At 42.4% G+C, this 20,214-nt stretch carries 21 protein-coding genes; 18 read left to right on the top strand and 3 right to left on the bottom strand.

Annotation, left to right across the window (positions count from 1 at the left end; genetic code table 11):
* Positions 1-20 precede the first annotated feature (20 nt).
* Both Q8M62_RS14570 and Q8M62_RS14565 read right to left on the bottom strand, forming a co-directional pair.
* Complete coding sequence (locus Q8M62_RS14570; RefSeq protein ID WP_304899722.1) at positions 21-644, bottom strand: LysE family translocator; 624 nt, start codon at positions 642-644, stop codon at positions 21-23.
* Positions 641-2,191, bottom strand: coding sequence for a GH3 auxin-responsive promoter family protein (locus Q8M62_RS14565; protein ID WP_305668188.1), 1,551 nt, complete (start codon positions 2,189-2,191; stop codon positions 641-643). Before Q8M62_RS14565 ends, Q8M62_RS14570 begins: the two co-directional genes overlap by 4 nt.
* A 49-nt stretch (positions 2,192-2,240) precedes the next feature.
* Here Q8M62_RS14565 and Q8M62_RS14560 point away from each other — a divergent pair, with 49 nt between their 5' ends.
* From Q8M62_RS14560 to Q8M62_RS14475, 18 genes are all read left to right on the top strand, one after another.
* On the top strand, positions 2,241-2,909 hold the full coding sequence (locus Q8M62_RS14560) for a YggS family pyridoxal phosphate-dependent enzyme (protein ID WP_304899101.1): 669 nt from the start codon (positions 2,241-2,243) through the stop codon (positions 2,907-2,909).
* 109 nt (positions 2,910-3,018) lie between these two features.
* Positions 3,019-3,408 (top strand): DUF423 domain-containing protein, encoded by a 390-nt coding sequence (locus Q8M62_RS14555; protein WP_304899100.1) that lies wholly within the window; start codon positions 3,019-3,021, stop codon positions 3,406-3,408.
* Positions 3,405-4,748 (top strand): D-alanyl-D-alanine carboxypeptidase, encoded by a 1,344-nt coding sequence (locus Q8M62_RS14550; protein ID WP_304899099.1) that lies wholly within the window; start codon positions 3,405-3,407, stop codon positions 4,746-4,748. Before Q8M62_RS14555 ends, Q8M62_RS14550 begins: the two co-directional genes overlap by 4 nt.
* A 333-nt stretch (positions 4,749-5,081) precedes the next feature.
* Positions 5,082-5,936: an alpha/beta fold hydrolase gene (locus Q8M62_RS14545; protein ID WP_304899098.1), complete on the top strand. Its 855-nt coding sequence runs from the start codon at positions 5,082-5,084 to the stop codon at positions 5,934-5,936.
* Positions 5,933-6,445, top strand: coding sequence for an RNA polymerase sigma factor (locus Q8M62_RS14540; protein ID WP_304899097.1), 513 nt, complete (start codon positions 5,933-5,935; stop codon positions 6,443-6,445). The genes Q8M62_RS14545 and Q8M62_RS14540 overlap by 4 nt, the downstream gene beginning before the upstream one ends.
* On the top strand, positions 6,435-7,022 hold the full coding sequence (locus Q8M62_RS14535) for a hypothetical protein (protein ID WP_304899096.1): 588 nt from the start codon (positions 6,435-6,437) through the stop codon (positions 7,020-7,022). The genes Q8M62_RS14540 and Q8M62_RS14535 overlap by 11 nt, the downstream gene beginning before the upstream one ends.
* Positions 7,023-7,284: 262 nt before the next feature.
* Entirely contained in the window at positions 7,285-8,322 is a 1,038-nt protein-coding gene (locus tag Q8M62_RS14530; protein WP_304899095.1) for an LD-carboxypeptidase, read from the top strand.
* A gap of 131 nt (positions 8,323-8,453) precedes the next feature.
* Positions 8,454-9,080, top strand: a complete 627-nt coding sequence (locus tag Q8M62_RS14525; RefSeq protein ID WP_304899094.1) for an SGNH/GDSL hydrolase family protein — start codon at positions 8,454-8,456, stop codon at positions 9,078-9,080.
* Between the two features lie 541 nt (positions 9,081-9,621).
* Complete coding sequence (locus Q8M62_RS14520; protein WP_304899093.1) at positions 9,622-9,891, top strand: hypothetical protein; 270 nt, start codon at positions 9,622-9,624, stop codon at positions 9,889-9,891.
* Between the two features lies 1 nt (position 9,892).
* Positions 9,893-10,567, top strand: coding sequence for a hypothetical protein (locus Q8M62_RS14515; protein ID WP_304899092.1), 675 nt, complete (start codon positions 9,893-9,895; stop codon positions 10,565-10,567).
* A gap of 1 nt (position 10,568) precedes the next feature.
* Positions 10,569-11,228 (top strand): DUF4377 domain-containing protein, encoded by a 660-nt coding sequence (locus tag Q8M62_RS14510; protein WP_304899091.1) that lies wholly within the window; start codon positions 10,569-10,571, stop codon positions 11,226-11,228.
* Positions 11,229-11,332: 104 nt separating this feature from the next.
* Positions 11,333-11,944, top strand: coding sequence for a fumarylacetoacetate hydrolase family protein (locus tag Q8M62_RS14505; protein ID WP_304899090.1), 612 nt, complete (start codon positions 11,333-11,335; stop codon positions 11,942-11,944).
* Entirely contained in the window at positions 11,931-13,808 is a 1,878-nt protein-coding gene (locus Q8M62_RS14500) for a M23 family metallopeptidase (RefSeq protein WP_304899089.1), read from the top strand. Before Q8M62_RS14505 ends, Q8M62_RS14500 begins: the two co-directional genes overlap by 14 nt.
* A gap of 27 nt (positions 13,809-13,835) precedes the next feature.
* A complete protein-coding gene (gene bcp, locus Q8M62_RS14495) occupies positions 13,836-14,285 on the top strand; it encodes a thioredoxin-dependent thiol peroxidase (protein ID WP_304899088.1) in 450 nt (149 codons plus the stop codon).
* A 9-nt stretch (positions 14,286-14,294) separates the two neighbouring features.
* On the top strand, positions 14,295-15,146 hold the full coding sequence (locus Q8M62_RS14490; protein ID WP_304899087.1) for a transketolase: 852 nt from the start codon (positions 14,295-14,297) through the stop codon (positions 15,144-15,146).
* 24 nt (positions 15,147-15,170) lie between these two features.
* A complete protein-coding gene (locus Q8M62_RS14485) occupies positions 15,171-16,136 on the top strand; it encodes a transketolase family protein (RefSeq protein ID WP_304899086.1) in 966 nt (321 codons plus the stop codon).
* A gap of 1,091 nt (positions 16,137-17,227) precedes the next feature.
* A complete protein-coding gene (locus tag Q8M62_RS14480; protein ID WP_304899085.1) occupies positions 17,228-17,521 on the top strand; it encodes a phosphoribosylpyrophosphate synthetase in 294 nt (97 codons plus the stop codon).
* An 18-nt stretch (positions 17,522-17,539) separates the two neighbouring features.
* Positions 17,540-18,097 (top strand): GNAT family N-acetyltransferase, encoded by a 558-nt coding sequence (locus Q8M62_RS14475; RefSeq protein ID WP_304899084.1) that lies wholly within the window; start codon positions 17,540-17,542, stop codon positions 18,095-18,097.
* Positions 18,098-18,352: 255 nt separating this feature from the next.
* On the opposite strand, the gene Q8M62_RS14470 is transcribed toward Q8M62_RS14475, so the two are convergent.
* Positions 18,353-20,214, bottom strand: a 1,862-nt coding sequence (locus Q8M62_RS14470) for an MBG domain-containing protein (protein WP_304899083.1), incomplete at its 5' end; no start/stop codon positions are given.

The following is a 20,214-nucleotide window of genomic DNA, read 5'->3' as shown; positions in this document are numbered from 1 at the left end:
AGTGAGATCGAAGGTTTGGTTTAGCTCCCGAAAGTATGCCAGATCAATCGCAAACCAAAGAATATCATCACTAGCCCTACCGCTTTGTTTAGCAACCACATCAGCCGCGGTGTCATCATGTGCGACAGTTGCTTAGCTAAAAAAGCCTTTAATAAATCTATTGCAAAAACAGTGAGCAAAATCCCAAAATAGTAAGCGCTGATGTCTGCTCCCTGCCATAGGTCTTTGGTTGAGACTAAACTTGCGATCGAAATCCAAAAAAGAAGTACGAATGGATTCACCCCGTTTACACCAAATCCTTTTGCAAATGCAGTCCGCTTTCGCTTTGTTGGGATTTCAATCCCTCCGGTGTTTGGTCGGGAAATTTTCTTTTTTAACAAGGAGCTGATTCCAAAGCCGATCAAGATCAACCCTCCGACGTAGCCTAAAATCAGTTGGAAATAAATAGCCTCTGCTAAAAATTTGATTCCAAAAAATGTCAGGATTACATAAACTGTATCACTCAGAAGGATTCCCAAGGCCAGCACGGCCGCATATCTAAATCCATGCTCCATGCTGTTTTGTATCAAAGTGAAAAACACCGGGCCTACAATTGCCGAAAGCAAAAGTCCCATACTGACTCCCTCCCAAAGTGTTTGTATCATTGGCCGGAAGTTGATTCTTTCAAAAACTGCTGCCAACTGTCCGCCTTCTCCCCTTTTAAAACCCGTGGGAATTTATTTTGACCACCTTCTTTTCCTTGAGCTCTCATCCAATCATAAAATAGGGAGGAGGGCAAAACATCAATTTCTATCTTTTTAAGCGCATGTTTTCGTTCGACGGCGTAGTCATCATTGAGGGCTTTAAGATGAGAATCAAGCGCTTCTTTCAGCTTCTCTGAATCCACCAAGTCATCGGAACCTACAAACCAATGATGAGCAAACAGGTTTTTGTAAGGAACACCCAATACTGTAAATTCTTTCACTCGGAAATTAAGCTCCTCAGCTGCCAGTTCGATAGCTTTATTCATATTGTCTACCGATAAATGCTCACCGCAGAGACTGAGAAAATGCTTCGTTCGGCCGGTAATGATGATTTCAGACTCCTCTTTGGATATAAATCTGACCACATCACCGATTAAATACCGCCATGCACCAGCACACGTTGTGATCAGCAGCGCGTAATCCTTACCCTCTTCGACCTCATCGATTTTGAGCGTTTTAGCTGTCTTTTTTACATTTCCATTTTCATCAAAATTTGCTTCCGAAAAGGGAATAAATTCATGAAAAACCCCATTGTTGAGTACCAGACGCATGGATTTACGGTTTGGAATAGCCTGAAAAGCCAAAAACCCCTCTGAAGCCAGATAGGTCTCGATGTAGATCAAGGGCCTGCCAAGTAAGCTTTCAAAGCCTTTTCTGTAAGGTTCAAATGAGACTCCACCATGCACAAAAATCTGAAGATTAGGCCATATCTCATGAATATCCTTCACTCCATAGTGCGTAATGATCTTTTCCATCAACAGCTGCAGCCAGGCCGGAACACCTACGATAATCCCTATATCCCAATCTTTTGCTTTCTTCACAATTTGATCCAGCTTATCTCCCCAATTCCTGTTCCGTGCGATTTTCTTACCCGGCTTATAGAAGCGTTGAAGCCAAATCGGAAGCTTGCTGGCTGTAATTCCACTTAAGTCTCCAGAAAAATAGGTGCCATTAAAGTCCAAATCCGTACTTCCTCCAAGCATCAAAATCCCTTTGGAAAATAATGAGTCCGGCAAATCGTATTTGGAAAGACTCAAAATCTGCCGCACCCCTGTCCGACGTATTGCCTTTACCATATCCTTGGTGATAGGAATATATTTGGATGTAGCCCCTGAAGTGCCCGAGCTCAAAGCAAAATATTTGACTGCACCCGGCCAAGTGATGTTTTTCTTGCCTTCCTGAAGTTTTTGCCAAAATTCAGCATGAATTGAATCATAGTCATAAATTGGAACTTGATCCTTATAGCGCTCATAGAATTCTTCATTGCCCAATCGGAAAGTGTTCAAAATCCCGTGAAAATCATATTTTTTTCCAATCTCTGTTCGCTCAGCCTTAAGCAAAAGCTTTTTCAATTGTTGCTTTTGGAGATCGATTGGACTGGAATATTCCTGTTCTAAACTCTCTCTGAGGCGGATGCCTTTTTTTAGCAAAGTGCTGATGATTGCCATATCTTTGTAAGTGCCGATTGGGATAAAAGTGTAAGTCTAAAATTAGAAAATGAACATTAAAGCCAACCTTGAATTCGTAAAAAAATCATTTGTAAATCCGGAATGCAAGTTGATTGCAGTGAGTAAAACTAAGCCACTTGAAGATTTAAGGGAAGCATACAAAGCCGGAATTCGTGATTTTGGAGAAAATAAAGTTCAGGAAATACAAGCCAAACAACCGGAAATGCCTGCCGACACCCGTTGGCACATGATCGGACATCTTCAAAGTAACAAGGTAAAATACATCGCTCCATTTGTTCATCTGATCCACGGCTTGGATTCCTTCAAATTACTTCAGGAGATCAATAAACAGGGTAAAAAAATCGACCGGCAGCTCTCCGTTTTGATTCAGATGCACATTGCCGAAGAGGAAAGCAAGTTCGGGTTTGATCAGGCTGAATTGGAGGAAATGTTTGCATCAAAAGAATTTTCCGAATTAACTCATGTGAAAATTCAAGGCTTGATGGGAATGGCCACTTTCACTGATAAGCAAGATCAAATCCGGAAAGAATTCCGCGGACTCCGGCAACTTTTCGAAAACTTAAAAAATCGAAATCTTCCTGAATTTGTTGAAATGAAAGAACTATCCATGGGAATGAGCGGTGATTATCAGATTGCTCAGGAAGAGGGAAGCACAATGGTGAGGATCGGCTCAGCGATATTTGGAAGCCGGAATTGATTTCGGATGTGGGATTTCGGATTTCGGATTTTCACCAAATTCAAGCCTCAACCGATCAATTTTAGGTTTAAAATAACTCATTAACTATTAACCAATAACCACCCCATACTTGAAACCAACAACTATCATCCAAACCGCAGCTATTTTCGGAGCGATCGCCGTAGGAATCGGAGCTTTTGGAGCCCATAGTTTGAAACCAATGCTGGAAGCTTCCGGTCGATTGGAAACTTTTGAAACTGCGGTCAAATATCATTTTTACCATTCTCTGGCCTTATTTGGCTTGGGAATGTTGGCTATGATCAAGCCGGAATGGAAAAAACTGAACTTAGGCTATTGGGGTTTTACTTTTGGAATTTTAATTTTCTCAGGTTCGCTCTATGTCCTTTGTCTGAGTGGAATCACTTGGCTGGGAGCGATTACGCCTTTAGGTGGCGTAGCCTTTATTTTGGGTTGGCTAGGCTTGTTTTGGGGTAGTTTCACCAGTCCCGGATCCAAATGATCAGTCCTCTCAAATTATTTCAATACAAAAAGAAAGAGCTAAGGCTCTATAAGTCGATTACCGTTCTCCTAATTTCCTTTTTTCTATTCACTAATTACTCCTTTGCGCAACTATCGAGAGATCAGTTCGTCAAACTTGAATCTGCGCTCGGTGATCAGAGCTTTTTCAGCGGACATTTGACAGGATTTATGCTTTATGACCTAGACTCTCAAGCTGTCTTGTTTGAGAAAAATAGCCAAATCCGGTTTGTCCCTGCTTCTACGACCAAATTATGGACACTATTTGCAAGCATTTTGATCCTTCAGGACAGCACACAGACGCTTCGCTATGTGACATCAGGAGATACTATCAAAATCTGGGGTTCCGGCGATCCAAGCTGGAAATACAAGAAATTTAAGCAGCCGGATATTCAAAAACTTCTGGGATCCTATTCTGTAGTCGTTTTTTCGGATGTCAATCAAGTTTCACCTTCCTTTGGCTATGGCTGGCAATGGGACGATTACTTCTATGACTATTCAGCCGAACGAAGTTCGCTGCCGATCTATGGCAATCTGGTTCAGGTCAAAAAAATCGGCAATCGTCCGGAGGTTTTTCCTAGCTTATTCCAATCTGCTATCCGCACCACCACCAAGCCCATCAAAGAGCTGGAACGGGACTTCCACAGCAATACCTTTGCGTATAACCCTGCTACCTTTTTGGGCAGAGAAGGGGCTATTCCTTTTCTGAACAATCCCGATCTCTTTGTTCGTTTGGCCTCAGAGGCCACTGGGAAAAAATGGATTTACTCCACTGAAAGTCTCCCTCAAAATCACAAGATTTTTAGGGGAGCTCCAATTTATCCCCTGCTGAAAGAAATGATGCTTGAAAGCGATAATTTCCTTGCGGAGCAGCTGTTGTTTATGGTTTCGGATCGACTTTTCAAAGAACTAGACACCGAACGGGCTATTGAGTATATTTTAAAAACACATCTGACAGATCTACCCGATCAACCCAAATGGGTAGATGGAAGCGGCCTCAGCCGACATAACTTATTTACCCCAAGATCCATGGTCGCACTTTTTGAGAAACTATACCGGATTCTTCCAGAATCTCAACTTTATGACCTCTTGCCAACTGGCGGAAAAACGGGAACATTGAAAAACAGCTATCAGGCCGTTGAACCCTACGTTTTTGCCAAAACTGGAACCATGAGTAACAACCTCAGCCTAGTGGGTCTGATCAAAACCAAAAGCGGAAAAACCTACTGCATGGCATTTATGAATTCCAACTACCCCTACTCCGCTTCCGCTGTCCGGAAAGAAATGGAAAAAGTGCTGGTGATGGTGAGGGAGATGTTGTAGTGGGAGGTTGGGAAGTTGGGAAGCAAGGAGGTCAGGAAGTTGTGAGTGGTAAAAAGTAAGTGGTGAGTTGTATCCTAGTTTTTTTACCACATAGATTCATAGGAGCACATAGTTTATCATTCCTTAAAGTTCTTTCACTATAATTTCTTTGTGACTATGTGGTTTACAAATAGATATTTTAGAGAAAATCAGGTTGCTCGTCCGGGTGAGGTCGTTGCGGCCTCGGTCTTCTGACTTCTGTCTTCCATCTTGATGCCTTTGTCAAATTTTTTTTAAAAATTTTTGTAAGGTTTCCAACACCTCTTGGTCTAAAGAAGAAAAAAAGCAAACAATATGAAAAAGCTATTTCTTCTCTACTTTATCCTTTTTGGCAGTTTATCCACTGCATTTACTCAAGGCTTGGATGTCCAGGTTTCAGGCAAAGGCCCAAAAATCATCCTCATTCCAGGACTGGCGTCTTCCGGTGAAGTTTGGGACGAGACAGTTGCCGAACTTTCGAAAAACTTCGAATGCCATATCTTAACGCTTCCTGGCTTTGGCACGAACCCGAAAATCGAAATGCAGGATGGTTTCCTCTTCACTATGGAAAGCCTAATCACGGATTACATCTCCAAACAAACGGAAAAAGTCACCCTAATCGGTCACAGCCTTGGCGGATTTCTTTCGCTGAGGCTGTCCCGGAGCGTCCCTGACAAAATCGATCGCGCCATCATCGTCGACTCCTTTCCCTTTTACTCCGCTGCCTTTAATCCCGCAGCAACTGAAGAAAACATGGTCGGAATGGCCACTCAGATGAAGGAATTGATCATGGCTCAGAGTGCTGAACAATATCGAGCTCAACAGGAAGCGTCTATGCCGATGATGACTACTAATAAAGAAAAACTACCCATCGCAGTTGAATGGTCAATGGAAAGTGATCGGGAGACGACAGGTCAGGCACTTTACGAACTGATGACGACTGATTATCGAGATGATCTGGCTGAAATAAATACACCAATCTTGGTTCTTGGAGCTTGGCATTCCGGCAAAGCCTACGGATTAACAGAAGAAAGCGCCAAAAAAACTTTTGAGACCCAATACCAACTTGCGGAAAATGTCCAAATTGAAATGGCGCCGACGGCTCACCACTTCATCATGTGGGACAACCCGGAATGGTTTATGGAAAAAGTGACCGCATTTATCAAATGAAGAGCACTAAAGAACTTCAATTCGAAGCATTATACCAAAGTCATAAAGACAAGGTGTACCGACTTTGCCTTGGTTTTGCAAGGGAAAAGGAATTGGCAAATGACCTCTTCCAAGAAATTCTGATAAAGATTTGGCGGCACTTGGACAGCTTCAAAGGCGAAAGCGATATCAGCACCTGGATTTATCGGATTGCTTACAACACTGCCCTGACTTTTTCCGCAAGGGAAAAGAAAAAGGAAGAAAAGAAAACCGAAATACCTGCAAATCTGGATCTGAGCGAACCCGAAAACTATAACTCAGAACAGGAAATCCGCATTCAAATGCTCTACGAAGCAATCAACGAGCTGCCTGAATTGGATCGGGTGATTGCAACACTTCTTTTGGAAAATACCGCTTACAAAGCCATAGCCGAGATTAGCGGGATTTCTGAAAACTACGTCTCGGTCAAAGTCAACCGTATCAAAGCAGCTCTAACCCAAAAACTCAATCCTCAACCTCATGCAAACTAACTTCAACGATATCCAACAACTTTGGCAGAGCCAAAAAACAGATGATTTTGACCTCAGGGGCTTGATCGATGGTTTAAAAAAAACGGAAATAAAACAAAGACGTGAAAAAATATCCATTGCAATCATCACACCTGCCACACTCATTTTCTTGTTCATATTTATGCCTTGGCAAGAGAGCAAAGCTATTTTGCTGAGCCTTCTGGTAATTGCCGTGGCGATGATTTGGGTAGCTTGGTTAAGTTTCAGTTCTGTGGTTAAGCCTAGCGACGACTCTGACAGTTTTTCCAACAGGGAGTATTTAAAAATCCAACTTGAAAAACTTCGTCAGCGCTACACAATCGCAGGAAAGCACATGTATTTCTATGCTGTTCTCTTAGCAGTTGCGCTTAATATCGCCTATTTTGTTTTGCTTGCTCCACTTTCAGGTGGCATAAGAATAGCAATACATGTTGGGTTGACGCTAATGATTTTGGGTTTTATGCATTTCAGCATCAGGAGGCGGATCAGGAAATATGATAAAACACTCAAACCAATGATGGAGCAGTTGGAGAAGCTTTTGTTGGACGCAAAAAATTAAACAAAACCCTGTCATTTGGCAGGGTTTTTCTTTGAGACTTTTGAACAAAAAGAGAATATAAGATCTTACTACACCTTCTCAATCAAAAAAATCTGCGCAGATCTGTGTCCTTTTCTGTGTTAATCTGCGGGAATTTTTTAAAAATCTAAAATGTGATTTGAACTAACAATAGAAAATTAAAATCTGGAAACTTTTGAGCACTTTCTAATTAATTATCAAGCCCTCGGAAAAAGCACTTATTTTCACCCAAAATCCTCCAATCATGAACAAGCGCACTTTCATCAAATCTCTCGGGTTGCTCGCAGCAAGTACTCCTGCTTTGGGTTTTGATTTCAAAGAGACAATGGATCTTCGCACGCTGTTGCCTAAATCAATCCAAAAAGGCGACACCGTAGGAATCATTAGCCCGTCAGCTGCCACAGCCGATCGAATGGAATTCACCTACGCCAAAGAAGCCATGGAGGCACTGGGGTTCAAAGTGAAACTCGGCGAAAACCTGAAAAACCGATTTGGCCATCTTGCCGGAACTGATGAAGAACGCGCTAAAGACCTGAATGCCATGTTTGCTGATGACGAGGTGAAGGCCGTCATCTGCATTAGAGGAGGCTCCGGAGCCGCAAGAATCCTACCTTTAATTGATTACAATCTGATCCGAAAAAACCCGAAACCGCTTTTGGGTTATTCGGATATCACGGCTTTGCATTGCGCGATTTACAGCCAAACCGGTTTGATCACCTTTCACGGTCAAAATGGCACAGGCAGCTGGAACAGCTTTAATGTAAAACAGTTTGAAAAGGTCTTTTTCGAGAAGGAATTGGTAACCTATCAAAATGAATTGACCAAAGGCGACGATCTCGTTTCCAAAGGAAATCGAATTCAAACCCTTAAAGGTGGAACCGTTGAAGGGAGAATTCTGGGAGGAAATCTGACTGTATTGACTTCTTTATCAGGAACACCCTATTATCCTGATTTTAAAGATTCTATTTTATTTATCGAAGACATTGGAGAAGACCCTTACCGCATCGATCGGATGATGAGTACCCTTCAATTGAATGGTACTTTAGCCAAGATCAAAGGCTTTATTTTCGGGCAATGTTCGGATTGCAAGCCTGGCGGAGGGTATGGCAGTCTGTCTGTGGATCAGATCATGGACCACTATATCCTGCCCCTGAATATTCCGGCCTACACCGGTGCAATGATTGGGCACATTCCGAGGCAGTTTATTATTCCTGTGGGTGCCAAAGTCAGAATGGATGCGGATGCAGGGATATTTTCGATTTTGGAGCAAGTCTTTTCTTGATTAGGTTTTTATTTGCTTTCAGATATTCCAATTAGATCCCATTCAATTTTCTTTACTCTATGAGATTCGCAATTCCATTAGTATTGGCTTTAATTATAATAAGCTGCAAGTCCACTGAAAATTCCGGCCCAATGTCAAACACCAAAAATCTAAGCTACCTCGCACTCGGCGACAGCTACACCATTGGCGAAGGAGTTTCGGAAAAAGACCGCTACCCTGTACAATTGGTAAATACACTATCTAAGGCAGGAAAGTTAAATTTTTCCGATCCTCAGATCATCGCCAAAACCGGTTGGACTGTGGATGAATTGGAAATGGGAATCAAGGCTACCGACACAAAAAGTGAAGGCTACGACTTAGTCACGTTATTGATTGGGGTAAATAATCAATACCGTGGCAGACCTGTTGAAGACTTTGAAAAGGAATTTGAGTTGATGCTGAACCGTGCAATTACTTTTGCCAGGGGAAACACAAGTCATGTCGTGGTTCTTTCGATTCCTGATTGGGGCATAACTCCTTTTGCAATCAACCGAAAGTCTGATCAAGGGAAAGTGGCAAGGGAAATTGATACCTATAACTCAGCCAAAAAAGCCATCTGCAAAATGTACGGAATCACTTTTATTGATATTACGGAAGACTACCGTGCCATCGGTGCAAGGCCTGAAATGGTGGTAGAAGATCAACTTCACCCTTCAGGCTTGGTATATCAACGATGGATGGAGAAACTTCTCAAAGAAGTTAAAAAAATCAAGTTTTAAGCTTTGAAAAGGATTCAGCCTTTTACTTCTCTTTGCAAAATCTGAGAATAAAAATTTCAGATTTTGCAATTTTGAGTGAGTTGCTTTAAGGGATAGAATTTAAGTTTGATAAGAGCTTAAATTTATCTTTCTCATGAGATCCTATTTTTGGCTAATAATTTCTTTTGTTTTACTGTTCAATTTTTCTTGTGTCAAAAATGAGGATATAGGTCCTTATACAATTGAGGATATTTGGATTTATGGATTTAGTGTCCCCTGCCATCCCTCAATTTCATCCTCAAAAAATTGCTTTGTTATTTCTCAAGTTGATCCATTTGATTTTTTTCATAAAAGCTTTGAAAAAATACCAGACGATATTGTGGGGTTCGACTTTCTTCCCGGTCACACATACAAGCTTCGCATCCTTAGATCTCAAAATCTGCCTGGAACGCTTGTGGAAAGGAGACTTGTGAAAATCATTTCTCAGGAAAGGGATTATTTTGATTTGTTGCTTGGGAATTGGAAGGTGAAAAGATTCAAGGCGAATCTATTTCCATTTGAAGTGAAATTGGAAGGTCGTGCAATCGGATTTCATGAATTCCCCAGGATGATACTTACCAGCGATGGATGCAACCAAGTAGGTATTTTAATTGGGAAGGTAGGATCAGATAAAATCCTTGAATTTGAATCGCTTCCGAAGTCTCTTTTACCCTGTCCTCCTCAAATTGCCCCTACTATTGGGATTAATAAAAATTTCAAAAGGGAAGGAAATGACCTTATATTTTTCGATAAAATTGAAGGCGAACTTATGGTTTTAGAAAAAGTAAATTGAGATGAAAAAGGCTTATTTTATTCTTATCGGATTAATCTTTTTCTTTTCCTGTTCGGAAAATGAGGAGCCGCAGGGCGTTGAAGAAACTTTTTGGGTATACAGTTATCCTGTTCAATGTGATCACTCCTCCAACATACCATCTCCATGTTTAGGAATTAGCTATGCAGAGGAGTTTGATTTTAACTGGCCTGCTTTAGAAAGAATACCTTTTGAAATAGAGGGATTTACTTTTAAACCAACTTTTATCCAAAAGATTCTGGTTAGAAAAATCGAAAACACGACTACTGGTGATATTAAAAGGAAATTAATTCAGGTTTTAGCTGAAGAAAAGGACAATTATGACCTTATCGAAGGAGGATGGAAAGTCCAAATATTTATGGGTGAAGGCCTTCCAAACGAAAAATTCCCGAAAGGGCAATCAGTTAGTATACTACCCGGAATTAGGATGGCAGTATCCACGGATGGTTGCAATCAACTAATTCTTGAAATTCGAAAAGTAGGACCTAATAAAATTCTATCTTTTGGATCGTTAACTTCCACGGCAAAAGGTTGTTTTAACGAACTTCAATACCCTCCTTTTCCAGGAATTGGTGCAATCTTTAAACGAGAAGGAAATGTCCTTACTTTTTACAGCGAAGAGAAAGTGGAAATTGCAGTTTGGGAAAAATTGAAATGAAATGAAACCACAGCAATTCTTTTACCTCATTTTTTTCTTCCTTTTTTCCTGTGCTGAAAAGGAAACAAAAACCATTTGGATTTACCCTTATCTGCTCAACGGAGAATTGTCACCCTATGCAGAACCGGGAATTTTTTTGTTAACTCAAGAATCAGAGAATCTAGACTATTCCAGATGGAATAGAAGAAGCGAAAACTTCGAAATCAAAGGCTTCAAATTTGAGGAAGAATATTTCTACAAACTCAAAGTCAAGGTCGAAGAAAATACTCCTCCTGAAAAATATAAACTTAACTCAGTCCTTGAAAAAAAGAAAGATTTCATAAGCAGAATAGAAGGCAACTGGCGAAATGTTCCAATTCCCGGGCAAGCTTATTTTCCAATAAGTATCCGTATAAATAAAGTGAATAGATCGTTGGTGACTTTTGGAGGTTGCGCTAGTGGATTAACTGGATTGGGAGAAGTAAGTGAAAGAAAAATTCAATTAGCTGATAAGTACTACCGATTGGATGTCGATAAGATATGCCTTGCCCAAAACCCTCCTCCCCGGGCAGATTTTGGGTTTACAGGTAATACCGTCGAATATCAAATTACCCCGAAAGGTTTTTTGGAATTTTTTGATGCTTCAGGCAATCTCCTGATCCGCTTCGAACCTTCATCCTAAAATTCTCCTTTATCCTAAGTTTTCGTCCATTTTTTACCGCAGATATGCTTAATTTCACGGCATCAAAGCTTGAAGAGCTTTGGCAAAACCCCGCAAAAACCATCATGAAAATCATCTGCATCGGCCGAAATTACGCCGCTCATATTGAAGAACTCAAAAACGAAAAACCCGGTAAACCTGTCGTTTTTCTCAAGCCGGACACCGCTCTTTTGAAAGCTGGTGCGCCTTTTTTTTATCCGGATTTCTCCGAAAATATTCACCACGAGGTAGAACTCGTTCTCAAAATTTCCAAAGAAGGAAAATACATCCAACCTCAGTTTGCCCATCGGTATTTCGATGAAATCGGCTTGGGAATTGACTTCACAGCCCGTGACCTTCAGGACCAATGCAAAGCCAAAGGTCTTCCCTGGGAAATCGCAAAAGCATTCAACGGTTCTGCGCCAATTGGTGACTTTAAGCCGGTCACTGATTTTAAAGACCTGAAAGACATTGACTTTCACCTCGAAATCAATGGAGAACTCAGACAGAAGGGAAACACTAGCCTGATGCTTTTCGATTTTGCTACAATAATCTCCTACGTTTCCCAATTCTTCACGTTGAAGAAAGGCGACCTCATTTACACCGGTACACCCGCCGGAGTTGGGCCCGTCAAAGTTGGGGATCACCTGACTGGTTTTATTGGAACAGAAAAAATGCTTGATTTTGAAGTTAAATAAAGTACCCTCTTTTGCCCTATTTCTTGCCTTTTTGACAGTTTCTGGACTCTCGGCCCAACAAATCGAAAAAGGAATTTTCAGATCGCCAGTCAAACCAGGAGGAAGAAATTACCTATCCGGTAACTTTTCAGAGCTACGGCCCAATCACTTCCACACAGGTTTGGATTACAAATTTGGTGGTACTGAAGGCGAGCCGATTTATGCCGCAGCGGATGGTTGGATTCACCGGATCAAGGTTTCCTCGTTTGGCTATGGAAATGTCATTTACCTCAAGCACCCCACTGGGCATATCACACTTTACGGTCACTTGCGCAATTTCAATCCCAAGCTGACCGAATGGATAAGGCAGAAGATGTATGAAGCTAAAGCTAATGAACTGGAGGTATTTCCGAGTGTTGGGGAACTGCCTGTCAAAAAGGGGGAGCTAATTGCCAATGGGGGAAATACAGGAAGTTCAGGCGGTCCGCATCTTCATTTCGAAATTCGTGACAGTTTGGATCGGGCTATGGATCCACTTTTGGCGGGATTTACTGAAATCTTGGACAACATTCCTCCCACTCCTCAAAAAATTGCAATCGTCCCGCTGGAAATTGACAGCCGAGTGAATGGAAAATTTCAACGGATCGAACTTACACCTGTTCTGAGTGGCGCTAGCTACCGGATTCCGGAAACGATCCGAGTAACTGGTAGAGTTGGTTTGGAAATTCAAGCCTACGACAAACTAGACGGAGCGGAAAACCAAAACGGTTTCCCAAAATTTGAAGTTTCCGATGAATCTGGACTCCTTTATTCTATGAATATAGATCGAGTGGACTTCAATTATACCCGACATTTTCTTTTGCATACGCATCAAAATCGCTTCACTAAATTATATCATCAGTCCAATTTGAAGTTTGAGTACTTCACTCCAAACTCTCCCGGAACAGGTTACTTTGAACTTGCCGCCGGACAGAAAAAGGCGGTAACCATAAAACTTCTGGATGCGAATAATAATGCTCGCCTAGTTAATATGACTTTGACGGGGGCCGATCTTGACTCTACCATCTCAGATGGTGCAGCCCCTGCCAAAGCTCAAACGAGCTATGCAAAGCATCACATGAAGATCAAGGTTGCTCAGACGACTAAGGGAGGTTTAGCTCAATTTTTTATCGGAAATACGGTCTATGAAATCCTTCCTGCTTATCAGGATTCTCAGACTCGCACCTACCTGTGGGATTTAAGATTTGGTATTCCATCCAAAATTGACCTTTGTTCAGAAATCCTGATACCAGACTTGATTGGACATTTTCCGGTTGGAAAAGAGCATCTGCATGCGATCGACAAACTTAAAATCCGAACGGAAGAAAATAGCCTTTTGGAAGATTTATACTTGAGAGTAAACCTTTCCGGGCCGGCAAACGCGCCTGTACTCCGCCTGCATGAAACCAACGAGTACCTATGGAATCCAATAGAGCTGACTTGGGATGTAAGTGGCTATACCGGCAACAAAAGCAGGACCCATGTGTACGCGCGTTCACCCAATGGTTCCCGATCTTTTGTCGGAGGGGAATGGGAAGAAGGCCAAATCCGCTTCAAAACCAGAAATTTTGGTAGTTTTGTTTTGGCCTTGGATGATGTCAAACCAACAATTACACCGATTAGAGTCAATGGTCAGGAAATGAGATTTACGATTAAGGATAACCTATCCGGAATTAAGAGTTTTGAAGCTTTTGTAGATGGAAAATGGATTTTGATGCGCTATGAGCACAAGCAAGCCGTGATTTGGTCTGAAACTTTGAATAAACAACCACTTCGGGGAGCTGTTTTACTCAAGGTGACCGACATGGCCGGCAACGTTGCCGAATGGAAAGGCACCATTTCCTAATCATTGTTTCACAAAACCAAAATCATTATGTCATTAGAAGTAGGCCAAATGGCCCCAGCATTCGAAGCAAAAATTGAAACGGGAGAAACCGTCAAACTCTCCGATTACAAAGGGAAAAAGGTAGTACTTTACTTCTATCCCAAAGACGCAACTCCAGGCTGCACCGCCCAAGCCTGCAACCTGCGCGACAATTACGACACACTACTGAAAGCAGGTTATGTAGTCTTGGGAATTAGCTCCGATGCCGAAAAATCCCATCAAAAATTCATTGAAAAGCAATCCCTTCCCTTTTCGCTTATCGCCGACACCGATCTGAAAGTGCATGAAGCCTATGGTACTTGGGTTGAAAAATCCATGTATGGCCGAAAGTATATGGGCACCGCCCGGACCACCTTTGTGATCGATGAGCAGGGGAAAATTGCAGAAGTAATCGAGAAAGTCGATACCAAAAACCATACTGCTCAAATCCTAAAATAAATCGATGTAATGGAAAAACAATCAATTGAACAACTCCAAAAAATCTGTACCCAGCTCAGAAGAGACGTGTTGCGAATGGTTCACGCCGTTCAGTCCGGTCACCCGGGAGCACCGCTTGGATGTGCTGAGTTTTTCGTCGCGCTCTACTTTGATCAGCTGAGACACGACCCCAATTTCAAAATGGACGGAAAAGGCGAAGATGTCTTTTTTCTTTCAAACGGACACCTTTCGGCAGGCTGGTATTCTGTGCTTTCGCGCAGCGGCTATTTTCCTGTAGCGGAGATGAAGACCTTCAGAAAGTTGAATTCCAGGCTTCAGGGCCATCCTGCGACACACGAACACCTTCCGGGTATCCGTGTTGCCTCCGGCTCATTGGGTCAGGGACTATCGGTGGCATTGGGCGTGGCTCAGGCCAAGAAAATCGACAAAGACGACAAATTAGTCTATGTCATGATGGGTGACGGGGAATTGCAGGAAGGACAGGTTTGGGAAGCTGCCATGTATGCGGCACACCATAAGGTCGACAATTTGATTGCTACAGTAGATTACAATGGTCAGCAGATCGATGGCCCTACCGAAAAGATCATGGATCTGTTGAATCTAAAGGCAAAATGGGAAGCCTTTGGCTGGGAAGTGAATGAGATCAAAGAAGGGAATGACATGAAGTCCGTCTTGGAAGGCTTGGAAAAAGCCAAGTCCTTAACCGGAAAAGGAAAGCCTGTCCTGAACCTGCTTTACACCGAAATGGGCTTTGGGGTCGATTTCATGGTGGGCACGCACAAGTGGCACGGTTCACCGCCTAACGACGAACAATTGGCCAAAGCATTGGGCCAATTGGAAGAAACCCTCGGCGATTATTAATTCCCATTCCCAAAACACAAGAAGATGAGCTTAGACTTAAAATATACTTATACAGAAAAAAAAGATACCCGCTCCGGTTTCGGTGACGGTTTCTTGGAAGCAGGAAGAAGAAATCCCAACGTAGTAGGACTTTGTGCCGACTTGATCGGTTCCCTGAAAATGGGTGATTTCCAGAAGGAATTCCCGGATCGGTTCTTCCAAACAGGAATTGCAGAAGCCAATATGATCGGCATTTCAGCAGGTTTGGCTATCGGAGGTAAGATTCCTTTTGCAGGTACCTTTGCAAATTTCGCCACCGGACGTGTCTATGACCAAATCCGTCAATCCGTGGCCTACTCCGACAAAAATGTGAAAATCTGCGCCTCACACGCAGGTTTGACACTTGGAGAAGACGGAGCGACTCATCAAATACTGGAGGACTTGGGCATGATGAAAATGCTCCCTCACATGACGGTGATCAACCCATGCGACTACAATCAGACGAAAGCCGCTACGTTGGCAATTGCTGAGTACGAAGGCCCGGTTTACCTGAGATTTGGACGACCGAGCTGGCCAATCTTCACTCCTGCCGATCAGAAGTTTGAGATCGGAAAGGCATGGAAAATGATCGATGGCAAGGACGTGACCATCTTCGCAACCGGACATTTGGTTTGGGAAGCGGTAGTTGCAGAAGCCATGCTGCGTGAAGAAGGGATTTACGCCGAAGTGATCAACATCCACACCATCAAACCATTGGATACAGAAGCGATCTTGGAATCTGTGAAAAAGACAGGTTGCGCGGTATCTGCCGAAGAGCATCAGATCAACGGTGGTTTGGGTGACAGCATTGCGAATACGCTGATCCGTCACCATCCTGCGCCCTTGGAGTATGTGGGTGTCAATGACAGCTTTGGCGAGTCAGGAACCCCGACTCAACTGCTGGAAAAATACGGGCTGAATGCTGAGAATATTGTGAAAGCTGCAAAAAGAGCTTTGGCGAGGAAGAAATAAGGCAAATTTACCACTGAGTTCACGGAGGGATAAGTTTCATGAAGTCAAAAGGTAAAATGAACTTCAGTCAACCAATGCTCTTGTAGCCTTTTTTGAGATCACAGAGTATGCGCTTCGCTTAATTAATTTGGAAAAATTCCAATAAACTAACCTTTGAGTGCGCCGCGGCGTACTCGAAGGTTTTTTTGTTTTTAAACCACGAAGAACACGAAGTAGCGCAAAGGTTTCTACCGCAAAGAAAAAGGAGAGTTTATTAAGCAAGATATTCGATCAATTGTAGAACTTCAATCGATCATTCTATAGCTGACCTTTTTTGAGGTCACAGAGTATGCGCTTCGCTTGATTGACTTGGTATTTACTATAGAGCAAGCAGAAATAATCTGTGGAAATCTGCGGATTTTTCTGCGTTAATCTGCGGGAAAGTTTTTTGTTTTTAAACCGCAGAGCCGCCATGAACGCAAAGGTTTTCACAAAGGAAAATTTTTACCACAGAGTTCTCTAAGAGAAAAGTTTTGTGAAGTTAAAAGTAAAAAGAACCTCATTCATTCAGTGCTCCAGTAGCCTTTTTTGAGGTCACAGAGTATGCGCTTCGCTTGATTGACTTGGTATTTACTATAGAGCAAGCAGAAATAATCTGTGGTAATCTGTGTATTTATCTGCGTTAAGCTGCGGGAAAGTTTTTTGTTTTTAAACCGCAGAGCCGCCATGAACGCAAAGGTTTTCGCAAAGGAAAATTTTTACCACAGAGTTCCCTAAGAGAAAAGTTTTGTGAAGTTAAAAGTAAAAAGAACCTCATTCATTTAGTGCTCTAGTTGCCTTTTTTGAGGTCACAGAGTATGCGCTTCGCTTTATTGACTTGGAAAAGCAAGCAGAAAAAATCTGTGTTTATCTGTGAATTTTTCTGTGCTAATCTGTGGGAGAATTTTCTTTTTCAATCTTTGTAGCGAAAAACCAAAAAGTTTTAGCTTTTCTCAGTGTTCTCCGTGGTAAAAACCCTTTGCTCCTTTTCGCGTCCTTGTGGCAAAAGGTTTTTTATTATTAGCACTTTATAGCGCTGGTCTCGTAAACTATAGAAACAAATTTTTAACTCTATGCAACACTACGAAACCACACTGGTAGAAACGCTTGAAAAACTCAGAAAAAAAGGATACACCGAGGATTTCAATATCCGATTTGACAGCTTGATTTGCGGAGATGTCTGCTTACTCCCTTCTCAATTTGAAGTGGATCAGACATTCAGATTTGAAGGAAATACAGACCCATCAGATGAAGCAATTTTGTATGCTATCTCCTCCCTTGACGGAAAATTAAAAGGCGTAGTCGTCAATTCATACGGAGTTTATTCCGATGATATGACCGACGAGTTGATGGAAAAATTCAAATAGGTTTTCCTATTTTCGGGGATGAATATCACCCTTGATTCCGGCTTAAAACTACTTTTAAATCCTATTCAGGCAGAAGATCAACAGGTTCTCTACCAGTTGATGGACGAAGTGTATCGATCAGGTTATCGGTATATCTGGGAAGATCAGGGAGATTGGTATGTGAATCTGATATACAATCGGCATACCTTACACAAAGAACTCAAGCGACCTACAAGCCATTATTTCTTTGTTGAATTGGGAGGTAAAAAAATTGGTATACTCAAGTATGACTTTCCACTTTCTCCCAAGGAATTGGAAATACCCAATGCAATGAAGCTCCATCGACTTTACCTCCATCCTGAAGTTCATGGTAAAGGAATCGCAAGGATCCTCATGGATCACTGCGAAAAAGTTGCGGTAGAAAATGGCCTGGAAGCTATTTGGCTGGAGGCAATGGAATGTCAGATGCAAGCAAGAAAATTCTATGAAAAAGTGGGCTATCGTGAAATTCTGACTTATACGCTAGATTTTGAACGCATCTTTCCTGAGTACAGAAATATTCAGATCATGAAAAAGAATATAGTCCGTACGCTTTAATTTGAATGCCATCGAGCCATTGCAGCAAAAATCTGTGATCATCCGTGACATCTGTGAGCTTTTTGTAAACTTTAATTTTTACCGCGGAGTCGCAGTGGACGCAAAGGCTTTTAACCACAAAGAAACTTAGCGTCTTCGAGCCTCTTCGTGGCCAAAATCTGTGATCATCCGTGTCATCTGTGAGCGATTTACTATAAAACAAAAAATCCCGCCTCTTTCGAAGCGGGATTCTTTGTTTTGAAATGATCCTGGCGATTACTTTTTGATCAATCGCTTGGTCATTACCATATTTCCAACCTTCAGCTGTACCGTGTACATGCCCGGTGCCAATCCATCCACCTTAATGGTATGGGTGAAGCTTCCTTCTTTGTACACCTCATCCTGGATCACCAATCTGCCTATCGCATCATAAACTTGGAATGCAACAGTTGCGCTTTCGTCCAGATCCAACATAATGTTGGTTTCGGTAGTAGCTGGGTTTGGATACATAAAGAACTCACCTGGCTTCAACTCTTTTCTGAGTTTGATCTCTCTGCTGATAGTCTGACCCGCTCTGTCAGTACTGAATACTGTCAGCGTCAACTGTGCAGGTACCGAAGTTCCTGTCCAGATCACCTTGTCACCATCGAGTGTCAGATTTGCATTTTCAGCAATTTCGTAGGTATGGATAGCGTCAACCGGATCGATAGTGCTCAGCGTACCGATTACCTGTCCGGATCTTGCATCCTTGGCTACCTTATCATTGCTGATCGTGATATCAAGCGCCTGTGGTTTGTCCAAGACTAGGACATTTACAGAAATCGGCTCTTCGAGTTCGTAGAAGTCGTTTTCAGACAGTCCAACTTTCAGTTCATAGATACCTGGAGTCAATGGATCATAGTTGCCTGCATCTAGGGTCATCGGTAGTTTTCTACTTTCAAACCAGGTGGCGCTCATTTGATCTACTTTCTCCTTAATCACTTTTACTGGAGTGTTCCAATCTACGGTGATTAGTTCAGTAGATACACGCTTGTTGCCTTTCTTCACTTCATGGATTACGATTGATCCGCCGCCGGTTCCGTTGTTACCGAGGATGGTTGCATCCTCAGTGTTTTCATCTTTACCGATTTGGTTATCATAGATGGTAACACCTGAAGTAGTGGTTATTTTGATTCTGAATGCATCCGGATTGGATTGTCCATTCCAGTTTCCATCAATTGCCACGACAACAAATTTGTATCCTGACTCTCCGTTAATAGTTCCTGTACCCCGGTATGTTGCTTTTTTACCTGAAATAACCAAAGAACCAGATTCATGCATCGTTGATTTAAAGTTGACTGCACCAGCTTGGAACTGAAATTCAGTGTTTCCGTCAACCTGGTTAGAACCTTTCTTGTATTTGGAAACAAATCCGAAGTTGGCCTTACCAACTGCTGTTGGATTTGCCGGCATGGCACCAGCTGGTGAATTAATCCAACCACCGCCTGTTACGAAGCTTCCGCTCGCATCATATACTGGGATATAAGCAGTGGAAGTTGCACATCCTGTCCCAACTGTTGCAGTTACTTTCAATACCCCGGCAGTTTCAAGAGTTCCAGTAGTTGCTGTCGCTATCCCGGAACCATTGGTCAACACTGTTGTCGTGTAGACTGTTGCGCCAGCTTCATTCGTCACCGTGAAGGTGACACTTACACCTGCTACAGCTGGTGATATAGTAGCTGTAAGATTTGCTGCCTGACCCATTGGCACTGGAGTGCTGCTGCCTGAAGCGTCGATTGTTACGCCTAGGATAGTCAAAGTCCCTTTAACAAAATTGATGTTATAGTTACCTGAGGTCAATCCTGAAGGAGTTACATCAAAGTTCCCATTACAAGAATTTACGTTGGCAATTGTAGAGAAAACTAAAGCACCAAGAAGATCGCCTTCATCATCGCCATTAACAAAACCTGAGTAGGATACTGTGAAAGGAGGGTTGACTTGACCTTCATACTTGGTTTTGTTGTCCGCAGTTACCGTTAAGGTGGCCGGGGTGATCGCAAACTGTGCAGTCACAAATCCTACCGTATAGTTCGCATCAGCAGCGCCGGACGGCGTGATGGTATAAGTACCCACATTCTCTCCTGCTGCTCTTGCAATAC

Source organism: Algoriphagus sp., from assembly GCF_030694375.1.
Taxonomy (GTDB): Bacteria; Bacteroidota; Bacteroidia; order Cytophagales; family Cyclobacteriaceae; genus Algoriphagus.
Note: the sequence above shows the minus strand (reverse complement) of the source record. Positions and strands in the feature narration are given on the sequence as shown.

Coding starts and splice junctions, on each gene's coding strand:
- Q8M62_RS14570 (WP_304899722.1), bottom strand. CDS start 644: ATGATACAAACACTTTGGGAGGGAGTCAGTATGGGACTTTTGCTTTCG.
- Q8M62_RS14565 (WP_305668188.1), bottom strand. CDS start 2,191: ATGGCAATCATCAGCACTTTGCTAAAAAAAGGCATCCGCCTCAGAGAG.
- Q8M62_RS14560 (WP_304899101.1), top strand. CDS start 2,241: ATGAACATTAAAGCCAACCTTGAATTCGTAAAAAAATCATTTGTAAAT.
- Q8M62_RS14550 (WP_304899099.1), top strand. CDS start 3,405: ATGATCAGTCCTCTCAAATTATTTCAATACAAAAAGAAAGAGCTAAGG.
- Q8M62_RS14545 (WP_304899098.1), top strand. CDS start 5,082: ATGAAAAAGCTATTTCTTCTCTACTTTATCCTTTTTGGCAGTTTATCC.
- Q8M62_RS14540 (WP_304899097.1), top strand. CDS start 5,933: ATGAAGAGCACTAAAGAACTTCAATTCGAAGCATTATACCAAAGTCAT.
- Q8M62_RS14535 (WP_304899096.1), top strand. CDS start 6,435: ATGCAAACTAACTTCAACGATATCCAACAACTTTGGCAGAGCCAAAAA.
- Q8M62_RS14530 (WP_304899095.1), top strand. CDS start 7,285: ATGAACAAGCGCACTTTCATCAAATCTCTCGGGTTGCTCGCAGCAAGT.
- Q8M62_RS14525 (WP_304899094.1), top strand. CDS start 8,454: ATGTCAAACACCAAAAATCTAAGCTACCTCGCACTCGGCGACAGCTAC.
- Q8M62_RS14515 (WP_304899092.1), top strand. CDS start 9,893: ATGAAAAAGGCTTATTTTATTCTTATCGGATTAATCTTTTTCTTTTCC.
- Q8M62_RS14510 (WP_304899091.1), top strand. CDS start 10,569: ATGAAACCACAGCAATTCTTTTACCTCATTTTTTTCTTCCTTTTTTCC.
- Q8M62_RS14505 (WP_304899090.1), top strand. CDS start 11,333: ATGAAAATCATCTGCATCGGCCGAAATTACGCCGCTCATATTGAAGAA.
- bcp (WP_304899088.1), top strand. CDS start 13,836: ATGTCATTAGAAGTAGGCCAAATGGCCCCAGCATTCGAAGCAAAAATT.
- Q8M62_RS14490 (WP_304899087.1), top strand. CDS start 14,295: ATGGAAAAACAATCAATTGAACAACTCCAAAAAATCTGTACCCAGCTC.
- Q8M62_RS14485 (WP_304899086.1), top strand. CDS start 15,171: ATGAGCTTAGACTTAAAATATACTTATACAGAAAAAAAAGATACCCGC.
- Q8M62_RS14480 (WP_304899085.1), top strand. CDS start 17,228: ATGCAACACTACGAAACCACACTGGTAGAAACGCTTGAAAAACTCAGA.
- Q8M62_RS14475 (WP_304899084.1), top strand. CDS start 17,540: ATGAATATCACCCTTGATTCCGGCTTAAAACTACTTTTAAATCCTATT.